Below are 12,884 nucleotides of genomic sequence, written 5' to 3' on the forward strand. Positions count from 1 at the left end.
TTTTAACATTTGAAATGCTTACAACACGTTAACTGCAATCCAAGTAGACCAACTGGCACTATTAGACACCTTCGCCAATTTATAAACCTCAATTAGCCTCTTTATCTGATCGTGTGTATCTCTCATGAAATCAAATCGATGCATCCCGCCAGCGAGATCTAAACGCCAATATCCAAAACCTTGATCTAGAGTTACTTCAACGATATCACCAGTAGAAAAATGCAATTGTATTGCTCTTCGGTGCGGTACTTCGCGTTTGTTATCAATTATGTTGGTATTTACTTTTTTGCCTGCCATATGAGTCAACCACGCATTAAATATAGCGTCATAATCGTAGCGCTCGTTCCAATCATGATTAACAGCAAATGGGTTTCTATTTTGTTCATCAAAGCAGCTGTTGACTTCTATTCGGCAATCCGATGTTTCTCCTAGTACTTTGAGAACCTCAGCTAACAACAACAAAGAAACTGGACTTTGGAGATACCTATCTGAATATGAAACACTCTTCAAATCACCTTCTTTAAGCAGCTTTGCTAATCGCTCATCTTTGTTTTTCAATAACTTAATAAAGCCACTACCGAAGTTTGATAGCGGTCCATTTAATTCAGTCGTGAGATCAACATGAACAGCTCCTAACAAGTGAGTTGGCTCCATCGAGTCTAATTCGAAAGGAGTTGTCGCTATTTCTGGTTCACTATAAGAAATAATGGAAATATCTTCCGCTGTAAGCCAATACTCTCCAGGGGTGGTTGCTTTAATATCAAGGTTAGCTAGTGTTGACCAACCGCTACCGGTTAAGCCTTGAAAAACAATCGCCCCACACTCTTTTCCATATCTAAGTTGAACCCCGATTTTTTGTATTTCCCTTAAAAAACTCAGAATTTCTTCAGTAAAATCAACTTTCGGGACGACTATTGAAACAGCTATATTCTTCGCCAATAGTTCATGTAATTTTGATTTCATCAAGACAAGAGATGTATCCCAACTTTCGACTTCAGAAGAAAGAACAAACAAACATTCCGATACTTTCTCATTGAGTAAATCGGTTAGTTGCGCCTCAATAGTTTGAGGGCAGTATTTTCCATCATTGATAAGGTTTTGGTGCTTAGTAGCAAGTGATACGTAGTGCTTAAAATCATCTCCTAACCATTCTATTGCTAACATGCGATCGAGTTTATCGGTATCGTGTCTCGAATCCGACTCTAAAAGACATTCAGGACAAAACGCGTCACAATGCTTCCTACAATCAAGTTTTCCAACTAATCCATTTAATATCTTAGAGATATGAAATGGCGCGGAAGTCGAAAATCCGGCACCGCCGCCCACGCTGTCGAACAGTTGTAGCACTAATGCGTGTTGATTCTCACCAATAACTGTTGGCCTAACGCTATACTGAACCTCATTGGTAGACACTCCAAGTTGTTCGATTAGACACTTTCGTAATGCCACAGCTAATGTAGTCGCTACTTTCCGACCCTGCTCATTATCAGGTATGTATTCACCCGTTTTGGGATTTTTAATCACCAGCTCAAATACATCGGTTCGAGAGTTAATACCTAAATGAATTGAAGACATTATCTTGGCTGACCCATCACAATCAGCGTGTCGACCTACTTCATCTTTATCGAACTTACTAGGACGCGGGGGCTTATGTGTTTTTTCAAAGTTAAGCGCATTTGGCAACTCACCTTTCGCTGTCATCGACTCTGCGCGGCCACAAGCCATACATAACGCGTATCCTTTACCGGACAACCCAGAACTATGATGGAAGACCTTTCCATTAGTATCCGCCACCATATAACCAAGTGCAGGCATGGGTAATGGTGTCGCTGTACCGGATGCAATAACCCAAGAAGGTTGTACTGGAACATAATTATTATTCGAAATATTATTTGTTGGCTCTCGATAATAATCAGTGACAAAACCTGTAGGTTGAATCACTTTTTTTCTACAGTCAGTATTATCAGGGATACTTTGTCCACAAGCGATATTGGTACACACAAGAGAATTTGAATCAGATTGTATTTCCAGATCCGTTTCGTAACCTGTCTGGCCACAACCAGGACAACGCCAAGCTAAGTCAAATTTCTGTGAATCCTTCGCGCCATCAACGTGAATTTTCTGCCAGTTAAGAGAAATGCCTGCCGCCCGATGTACTCGCCCATCAAGAACTATTTCTGAACCTGGGGCGTATTCTCGAATTGCAACAGCTAGATTTCGGCTTGGTAACCCTCGATTGATAGAAACATTATCCTCTCGATCAAGTTTGCTTAGATTCCTAAATTGAAGCTGCCTTCTAAAATCGACGATATTATCGGTATCCAAGTTTACGACATCAGTAGGGAATCCATATCCAGGCAGGAACGCCCTTGTCGCTAAATCCCGTAGTAAGTACTCTCTACATAAACGGGACTTTTCACTATTTAGCTTAAAAGCATAAGGACCATCGGGATCAACACCGACCAGTTCATTTTCTATGTATTGATACTCTTTTAGCCAACGCGTGGTTATTTCCTCTATTTTCTTTGCCGAGCGCTTACAGATTTGTGTCAAAGGAATTTTTTTCAACTCAGTACCTTCAATTAGAGTAGATAAAGCTGATTCAAATCTCTTATCACACGTTTTTAGCCAATTAATATAACGTTCTGCTATAGATTTTTCACCGTTAAGCTTCGCATTAAACCACTCAAGATCTAAGTTAAATTTCTCTTTATTCGTTAATCCAACCTCTTCAATTAAGAAGCGTCCCATCAAAAATGAATTCACATGGCGCTGCACCAATTTCTCAGACGAAAATTCAACATGAGGAGCTGGTATAACGGTAGTAAATGGCCATTTTGGGTTATTAAAAACCAACGTATCATGAGGGTTACTTTTACACAGCGTATAACTTATCGCTCTAGATTCTTTAGAGCGTCCAGCGCGACCTGCTCGCTGAAGATAGTTCGCAGGGTGTGGCGGCACATTGTTCATCACTACCGCTGTAATACCCCCGATGTCAACGCCCATTTCCATTGTTGTTGAGCAATTGAGGACATTTTTCCTGCCAACTTTAAACTCATCCTCATAGATTTTAAGTCGCTCAGCGGATTGTTGCGCAGAGTGTTCTGCTGAAGCATAGTAAAAACCACCCTCTACTGTTCGGTCATTAATGTCCGTCCACAAATTCTGCTCTCTAAGTGATCTCACTTCCGATGATTTTTCAATATCCTTGCGCGTTAGAATCAATGAAAGTAAGAAGTCGTCACTTCCTTCAAAAGCCCATACCGCGGGAAGTTTCACTTTTTCACATAGGTTGCTATCTAACTGGCCTTTAAACGGAATATAAGGAGTGATCCCTTTAAACGTAGTGTCCAACAGCTTGTTCGTAATCGGGCATATATAAGCCGAATTCATCAAAGAAAAGCTGACATTAGTCAGGCTCAAACTATATTGTTTGTCTGCTGTTGAATCTTGTAAAATTTTTGATCCAGTTAATGCATTCCATGCAGAAATCAACCAACCATTAACCGTGTCTTCCCCTAATGTACTCGTAATATCAATTCCCGTGGCAACAGTGAGCAGAGTGATTATACGTTGTTGACGTTTACTGCCTTTTCGCACTAACGGCCAACTCTTCGCTCTGTTTTCATCGACATCACTAGCATCCGGCCCTAATAATGTTTTAGGTGAAAAGTGCATACCGATCCAACGAATCCATTCACGATCAATGGTTATATAAGAGTTTTCGCGGACAAAAAAATCCAAACAAACTTTAAGGTAATCACGCCAATCTTTTACCGTTAGGCCGTAATTCTCCCAAAGCTCCGGAACAACATCGATTTTATCCAATCCTGGGTAGACTATTTTGACCAACCCCTGAGTCTCTAGACTGTTTCTATTTTTTGGCCGTCTCGCAAACTCTCTCGTCAATAGCATTTGAGTGAGTCGTAAAGGTCCGGTCGAGTCATCGAAAATTTCTGGTGATAGCCGCTTGTTCTCTTTTAACATCGACTCTTTTAGATCGTTATCTTGCTTAATAACAGCTGCCAATTCAGACCAAGGAATCGTTTGAGGCAAAGGTATAGCAACCGAACTACTGACAACATCAATATATTCTTTTAGTGCCTTTGCATCTTCAGGCATGGATTGTTCGATGGATGGCAACATGACTCGTAATTTGTCGATAGGCATACTCAAGTAGTCCTTTACGCTGTCGAGTAACGCCTCATCTATAACGACTTTCTCTTCAACATGCCTGCGAAGCTCCTTAAATACTAAACCTCGCAATCGAGAGCGCTCTGCTTCTTGCTGCATTCGAATGGACATTTTTGCCGTTCCTTGTCGGCTATCGGTAAAAGTAATTAACCGACGCCCTCGACCCGGGACAGAATTAGGACCTATTTTGGATTCTTTATCGACTTCAATATCCGGACAGTATTCTAATACTGTTGGTACCGCATTTGCTGTATAAAATGGTGCACCCAACAACCCTCTTCGTAACGCTTTACTATACTGACCTCTACCTGAGTAACCACATTCGCAACATTGTAGTGATTCATTCATCGACTTCGATAAGTGAATTGAACTATTATCCAAAAACTCTTCTCGACCTGCATTATCAAAGCCTGTTAATAGGTAATCATCGTTCTGCTTTGAGCCAATAACGACTTGAGTATCACTTGCCGTTGTCTTTTTGGAAAACTGATCTGAGCGCTCCTCATCTACCTCTTTTTCTTCTTCATCAAGTAGCGAAAATTCATCGCTTATTTTCCCGGTACATTGTTGCAATTGACCATTTTGGTCTATGGCTAATAGGTGTGGTTCATTACAATCATTGCAAAATGTCAATTCAAGTACTGCAGACCCACAATGACATTTCTGACGATGTTCACTATAAACAAGACCAAATGGCCATGCGCCATTCAGTTTAGACTCTTTCTTATTCTCACAGTTTGGGTCAATACAGCACCACAAACCATGCAATGTACGCTGAAAATAATGAGCTCTAAGCTTTAAAAATGCCTCACTGCTATGAAACTGCTTGGTTCCGGTACAGATATCTAGCCATCGGCATAATTCTGCTTCGTTTAAATCATAAGGTTTTAATTTATCAAGCAATTCAGCGTAATGTACCGGACCTATATTGTCGCCAGCTAACAACTCTCGTATTCTAACGGCTAGTTTGGAACTCGCTAAAGCAGAGTATCGACGCTCTGATACTTCCGAGTTTTGACTTAGCTTCTTCTCTTTAGGTTGTTCACCTTCTGGATCTATCGCTTCTATTTCACTGATGGTTAGGTTTGCTGGTGTTACTTTGGGTAAGCCCGGAACAACGCGTCTCCCCCCAATGACGGCTACCTGCTCTACGCCGACATTAGCTAGCCTAGCGAGGTATTGTTTAAGTTGCGTTTCTGCTTCAGCGCCCGCAATTGTTGCGGACGTAGCAATAAATCGAATATCCTCTGGCTTAACATCAAAAGCTTGCATCACACGTCTTAGCTGCAAAGCAAGTTCAGCGGCTTGGGAACCAATATACGTATGCGCTTCATCTAATACGATCCAACGCAGCTTGCCCTGCGATTGCTGGATAATGGGAGCATCTGCTTGCCTCACCAACATATACTCCAACATGGTTCCGTTGGTGACCAAAATAGGAGCTGGGTTGTCTCGCATCAACTTTCTCGAAAGCACTTCCTGAGGCTGATTTTTTTGCCTTTGCCTATCTTGAGCTTTAAGGTCATTAGGCGTATTACCGTTATACAGACAAAAACGAATATCACCGTTAAAGTGTGTCGTCCAAGCATTCAGTCGTTCTTTCTGAGAGTTTATTAACGCATTCAAAGGGTACAAAAATAGCGCTCTCACCCCGGTTAGCGAACTGTTGGTCTGTTGTGTTTCTCGATACAAATCTTCGAGAACTGGTACCATGAAACACTCTGTTTTACCCGAACCTGTACCACTGGTGATAATTTGGGATTGGGGGCGAGGGTCAAGCAAACCTCTCCATGCTTCTAGTTGATGTTTGTACGGCTTTATCTCTCGATTCAGAACATACTTACACTTGCAGCTACTGTCTCTTTTACACCCCTCTTTATGCGGTGCGACATCTAGCGCGTCTAGTAGCTCTGGGCTGAGTAGGTTGTTATATTCAGGGGTAGAAAGGTCTTCTATCGTTATTTCGTCTGCTTCCCAAGAGAACATTTGCTCAAACACCGGACCGTGAACAAATTTTTCATCCGTTTCCATTCTCTCGCTTAAATGGTTTCTAAGCGCCGGGTTATTGATACCCAAAATACTTAAAGTTGACTCTTTTGCTCGGCTATTAGCTTGTTGTTTTAGCGTGGAAAAATATTGCTTCATTTAAGCTTCCTCTTGGGAAAATACGCACAATGCACTCTGAAATACGGGGTTAAACCAATGACGGTCAAACTCGACAATCTGTCGTAGATGGAAATAGTCTATGGGATAAAGTGACGGTGACAATTCTTCCAGTTGCACTTTTCCACACGCCACTGCAGCGGCAAAAATAGGGAAATAAAGCACACTTTTGTGTGAACTTCGGTTTACTTCAAAATGAATAAGCGATTCGCAGTGTTTCTGGCACCATGTTTCTAAGTCATAACCAAATGCTTTAGGCCATTCACGATCAGACAAGTGAACTCGCATCAAGTCTTGGCTCCATTCTGGTAAAAAGTATTGAAACACAACTGATAAATTGGTTGTTTGCTGAGTAAATTGCTCGTCAATTAGTGCTCGGCACTGCTTTTCAAACAATGGGGTAAATTCAGAAAGAGTTTCTAGCTTGCTCTTAACTTTGTTATCCACCACTTTTTCAGGCAGCCCTATATCTAGCAACATCTTGCGATATTTAACAGTATGTGACCGCCAAATACTCAGCGGTATAAGCTCCCAAATAACATTGAATTCAACTTTCAAACGTTCCATTAATTGCGAGGGTTTATCTGCTTTAAACGCAAGAGCCGATAAGCAAGTCGTATTTGTCACTATTGCTTTCCACACTTCAAAGGTCGCCATTGGAAGGTGCGAGTAATTAGCAAACAAATCGTTGATAAATCGCCAGCTACTGTGATTAAAGTCATTCGCTAACATTGGGAGCACATCGGCTATCGCATTAGGGTTAGTTACTGGATGAAATAACGCAACTGCCTTATTTAAAGTTTTAACATCACTAGAATGTTCAATAGGTTCACTACTCGGAACAAACTTCGCGCGAAAAGCCAACTGAGTATTGTTTGAAGGAACGATTAAAGCTGGCTGAGATAACCTTGTATTTAGCTCGAATACGCCTGTCGCTACGCCATTGGAATATCTTTGTTGAAGGGTGTGCGGTTTTTCTGCTGGGTCAGCCAAATTAATCAATTCAGGCTTAATAAAGAGCTCTTTCTCCAATTTTACATTAAAGCTCACAGTATCATTTAGCTGTTGAGCTTCTGTGGCATATCGCCCAATGATAGTTTGTTGTTCTCGACAACCCGACCCTCCAATAACCATTCGGATTTCATCATCAAGTTCACCAGATGCTGCCAATAGTTCGCGAATTCGATGGCGAAACTCATATAAGCTGACCTCTAAGACTTTATCTGCAACCTTGTACTCCCAATAATAAGACGCATCACGAGACCTCGCCGGCCCTTTTAATTCAATATGATAACTTGCCGCTACATCTACACGTGGGAAAAACTGAATACGCGCACCTAATAAATCATCGATGGTGATACGATTGGCTAGACGGTTACCATGTTTGTCAAAGGTTAACGCTCCTGATGCAGGAAAAGGTACCCGTATCTTTATTGGATCAGCCATCAAGTTAGCACTGATAGAGATAATAATATCAGCTGGCGGTGACCCTTCAGCTGTCACCGTTATTCTCTTGCCACCTTCTATACTGGTTTGTTTATAGGAGACCTGTTCGCCTTCTATGGATACAAATAAGTTCCTTTCACAACGAAGATCGACAAAACCACTATTAGCCTGCTTAGACGGCTTAAGTTCAATGCCGAATGATTGCGGAAGAATAGCGAGGCGTTTACGAAGCATTGTTCGATTACCACTCGCCTTTAAACGTACTGATTGGATACCAAACAAGCCAGCTTGATGCGTTTCTCCTAGTGGTTTATTACCTAACCATAATTCTGTATGCGCTTCTTGGCTGGTAATGGTTGGCAACCCCAGATAGATAGGTTGTCCAGTACTTGAGTCATATTGTAATTTGACACCTCGAACGCTCACTTGCTCTGCTAACACTGCAGACTGTCGCGTTGATATTACATAAGTATCATGCTCATCATCTTCAGTATAATAATCAACCTTAATTTCCCCACTAAAGTGGACAAACTGGCAGTGTTCTGTCGTTACTGATGTGCACAATTCTGGAAACTCGGCAGTGTACGTCGAACCTTTTGATAAGATAGCTTTCAGTTGATCTGCTTTAACATTTACACTTCCTTGTCCAAGGACCCAATCATGCTCACCGTCTGACTTAAGTACAATGGGCATCTCATTAATAGCGAGATCAGAATTAGCGATTTCTTCACGATGAAGCTCAACACCGGCTTGCAATACGACTAAGTACAGATCTTGCTCTATGGCTTGGCGACGAAATTCACAAGCAGGGGTTCGTAAAATAACCTTCGTCGTTTCTCCTTCAAAGGTTGTATGACCAATGCCTAGCTCTGCAATTACTTTATTGCCTTCTTGTATGAACAACTCAACTCGACTGTTAATCAATGCTTCACGTTTAAAAGGCATAGGTATCGCCTTCATCAATTTAATTTGAGCAACAAAGCTCAAATCACCATTGTTGGAAAGCCTTTGTCTGCAAATAATTCGTTTTGTTTGTTTTGATTTGTCTTTTCGCTGAACGGAGGCTGAAGTCAGCAAGCCAGTGAGAAATTCACTTCCGGTGTCTACATCAAGCGGGATTGGAAATAGATCTCGCCAATTGGGTAATTGGGTGTCTAAATGATTGGCTGGTTGCTCTTGTTGTTGCAGGTTGTATTCGTCAGTTAAACGCAGCAATAGCTCCGCCATATTAGTGATTAGATCAACCGTCGTTTCTTGTCTAAATGCCTCAGGTAAATGTTCAAGGCCCTCCGACACTAACTGAAAAGGCGATTGACCAAATTCCTGAGCGTCGTCAAAAACCCTAAGAATACGTTTAAAGATTGTTTGGAAACGGCCGCCTTCACTCGCTAGCAGCCCATAGGGCAAACCGCCCTCTCGAAATACTGAACCAAGAAAACTATGCCTTTCATCGTTATATTGGCTAACCGTACGCTGCCAATATTTAAAACCTGTTTTTATTACTTTACTACGTTGGTTAGCATCTAACTCAAACTCTAAGCTGCTTGATATACCACTCCAGCTCCATCCACCTTGATATTGGCGTCGATACCATTCAGCACTAAAAAGGCAAAAAGCGGCACACCAGCTACTATCTCCGTGCAATCTTGTTGGCAATTTTTGGTTTTTTAAACTGGTTCGTAAGTGATGATATTCGGATTCTGATAGCTGATAGGTAAAGAGCGGCTGACCTGTTGGCTGAGATAGTTCTCGCTTCGTCAAAATGGCTCGTAGGCAACCATTAACCGAAGTAGAGCCGAGTATCGCACTTGTAGGTTCAAGTGCACTGGGGGACGTAGTATCCATTAATAACCTAACCTTATTTACTTAACCTTAACTGTAAGCCGGCCAAATACTTCGCACTTAGCCATTTTTATACAAGCCAATGCATTGCAACAAACATTCCAATTAGTAACAAGTTGATTTATCAAGGAATAAGTCGGTAATCACACTTTAACTTTGGAAGTTAAATTACCAATGTGTAATTAATTTTACGGTTAAGTTTAGGGAGAAGACGTTATTTCAATAGGCACGAATGTGATGGTTGCTAACAGAGTCTAGGCTTTATTTTTAATTCCTCTGAGACCACCAATGATAAGTGATGTGATTTCCCGTTGTTTAAAAGAGAAAGAACCTAACCTTTGATCAAAAAAGAGGTATCCGAAGATACCTCTGAAATTTATAGTTGGCCTGAGAAAGCTTTTTGGGAAAGGCTATCGAACAAAGGAAAAGCGACTTGTTTATTAGTTTTAGTATCTATATCTAAGACTTTATCAACAATATCGCAAAATTTCTTTTGTAGTTCCATCGGAGGAACTATTAAAGTTAAATTTTCAACCTGCTGTTTTGTTAAAGCCTCTCGTGTAGCGCCTCCAGATGTAGCGATTCGCATCAACATTTGCTTAAAACTCGTCGAGGTTATTAGCCTCTTCGCAAATTCTGGTAAAAGTAACGCCCTATCAACACGTATTATACAAACGTGTTGGTTTACTCGAGCGGGTAATACGTTGCTTGGAACCATTGTACAACGACATACGGATGCGCCTGTAATATTCAAAAGAATATCTTGCTCTTGAACGACTACATTTTTAAGCTTTTCAGCCTGTTCGTTTGATATAAATGCAAGATCTTTATAGATAAAGGTATTATCATGCACATTAAGGCTTCTTATGAGAGAAATCCCGGCGCTCAGATAAGCTTCCTTCCCTCCGCGTGGAGTTGACCCACTACCAAGTTTTGATGTTAAATCTTGAAGCTTACGAACACCCCACCCCTTCGGATTCGTTACCGGATCACCAAACATATCCAAAAACACGCTACGTAAGAACTCATCGGCAAGGTCAATGGCTTGCTTGCGTTTCTGGCGGATGGCATCGGCTTTATCCAAAATGGCAGCGATGCGTTTTTGTTCTTCTAGTGGGGGGAGTGGGATCTGAAAAATTTTCAAATCAGTTGCTGATAGATTCGGTTGAGCAGCGCCATTTTCATATAATTGAATCTCTCTTTCGCAAAGAAAGCTACCTAAGTAGTGCTTCAAATAGTCGATGTGTATTTTCTCATTCACGCGAATGATCACAAGAGATGAAGCTATTGCCCCTTTCATATCTGAGTCAACCAATGCGAACTTACCTAGAGAGCCTCGCAAACAAAAAAGGATATCCCCTTTTTCGATTTTCCCGCTGTTCAATGAATTGAACTTATCCTCAGTTATGTAATTGAGCGCATCTGCATAAATAGTATGAACAAGGCTTAGATTACCAGCATTAATAAATGGGATACCCTCATCAACAAAAGAGCCTTTTGATGGGTAGTTTTTCCCTCTATCACCATTAATAAACTGGGCTACGTCTCCAAAGCTTACGACGGGCCAACTCATAGCATCAACTCCAACTCATTTAGGTCAGCTAGAATGTCATTCTCGAGGGCTTTGAGTTTGCTCAGAATCACTTTCGGTTCTTCATAGCTTTCTTGCTCGTACACCACTTCTTTATAACGGTTGATCGACAGGTCATATTTGTTCGACTTAATATCCTCTTTATCAACCAAGAAGGCTTTTTGAGTTTTGTCTGCCCATTGTTCGGTTGACTCACCTGCCATTACCGCCGCTTGATACGCTTTGTACTGAGTAACAAGATCAGGTAAGTCGTTATCTTTGATTGGGGTACGCTTATCGTCTAACGAACGGCCATCGGCTTGCACGTCGTAGAACCAAACCTTGTTTGTGCTGCCACCTTTGGTGAAGATTAAAATTGCGGTAGACACACCAGCGTATGGCTTGAACACACCGCTTGGTAGCGAGATAACAGCTTCTAACTGGTTATCTTCAATTAGGTGTGCACGAAGCGCTTGGTGCGCTTTAGAACTGCCGAATAGAACACCGTCAGGCACAACTGTTGCGCTACGACCACCGACTTTCAGCATGCGTTGAATCAACGCAACAAACAGCAGCTCGGTCTTTTTAGTTTTCACAACTTTTAGAATCGCAGGATCGACGTCTTCTTCATCTAGGCTACCCTTGAACGGTGGGTTGGCAAGGATGATATCGAAGCCATTTTTAGCCTCATCGGGGAAGCGTTCAATAAAGCTTTGGCTTAATGTATCTTGGTAGTGGATATCCGGCTGTTTTACACCGTGCATCACCAAGTTCATTGCCGCAACACGCAGCATGGTAGAGTCAAAATCAAAGCCGTGGAACATGTCGTAATCGATATGGGCGCGGTTTTCAAGCTTGTCACCTGCGTACAAACAATTAAATACCGGATTACCGTCAATATCTAATACTGGCTTGCCTTCTTCGTCAAACGCTTGCTCTTTCTCGGTGCCTTCTGGTGAAGAATATTTCTCTAACAAGTATTCGTACGTCGATGAAAGAAAGCCGCCAGTACCACAAGCAGGGTCACAAATGCGGTGTGTTTCTTCTACATCGAGCATTTCGATCATGGCTCGAATGATATGGCGCGGTGTACGGAACTGACCGTTAATACCAGCGGTGGTCAATTTTGAAAGTAGGTACTCGTACAAATCGCCTTTTACGTCTTTGTTTTCTAGCGGTAGCTCACTCACCAACTCAACCGCCTTCACCAATAGCGATTGCTTTTGAATCATTAGCTGAGCATCTTTCATAAACTCAGCAAACAAGGTGTCATCGCTGGTCAGCTCTTTAAAGAAGGGAAATAGCTCGTCTTTAACCAATGGGTAAAGCTTTTCCGCACCTAAATGACGGAAATTTCCCCAGCGGATATGTTGCTTGTCCTTCTCTTTATCTTCACTAACAGGAAAGCGGCGATTAAATGGCTTACCAGTACGAGCGCTACGCTTCTCATCGTTACGCTCATTCATGTCTAACATACGGGCATACATCAAGTAAGTAATTTGCTCAACGACGGTTAAAGGGTTGGTGATACCACCGGTCCAGAACTCTTCCCATAGCTTATCGATTTGGCTTTTTAGTGCACCTGATGTAATCATTATTCATTCTCTTAATTTTTCGCTTGACTGCTTGCTTAATTCTTCAGCAAAGCTAGTTCGGGAGCAACCGA

At 41.8% G+C, this 12,884-nt stretch carries 4 protein-coding genes; all 4 read right to left on the reverse strand.

Annotation, left to right across the window (positions count from 1 at the left end; all coding sequences use genetic code 11):
• Positions 1 to 18: 18 nt before the first annotated feature.
• On the reverse strand, positions 19 to 6,342 hold the full coding sequence (locus OCW38_RS19570) for a DEAD/DEAH box helicase (RefSeq protein WP_261895830.1): 6,324 nt from the start codon (positions 6,340 to 6,342) through the stop codon (positions 19 to 21).
• A complete protein-coding gene (locus OCW38_RS19575) occupies positions 6,343 to 9,651 on the reverse strand; it encodes an STY4851/ECs_5259 family protein (RefSeq protein WP_136985371.1) in 3,309 nt (1,102 codons plus the stop codon).
• Positions 9,652 to 10,024: 373 nt separating this feature from the next.
• Positions 10,025 to 11,221: a restriction endonuclease subunit S gene (locus OCW38_RS19580; RefSeq protein WP_261895833.1), complete on the reverse strand. Its 1,197-nt coding sequence runs from the start codon at positions 11,219 to 11,221 to the stop codon at positions 10,025 to 10,027.
• Positions 11,218 to 12,813 carry a type I restriction-modification system subunit M gene (locus tag OCW38_RS19585; RefSeq protein WP_261895835.1) on the reverse strand — a complete coding sequence of 532 codons (1,596 nt, stop codon included), beginning with the start codon at positions 12,811 to 12,813 and terminating at the stop codon, positions 11,218 to 11,220. Before OCW38_RS19585 ends, OCW38_RS19580 begins: the two co-directional genes overlap by 4 nt.
• Positions 12,814 to 12,884 lie beyond the last annotated feature (71 nt).

The organism is Vibrio cyclitrophicus, assembly GCF_024347435.1.
GTDB classification, from domain to species: domain Bacteria; phylum Pseudomonadota; class Gammaproteobacteria; order Enterobacterales; family Vibrionaceae; genus Vibrio; species Vibrio cyclitrophicus.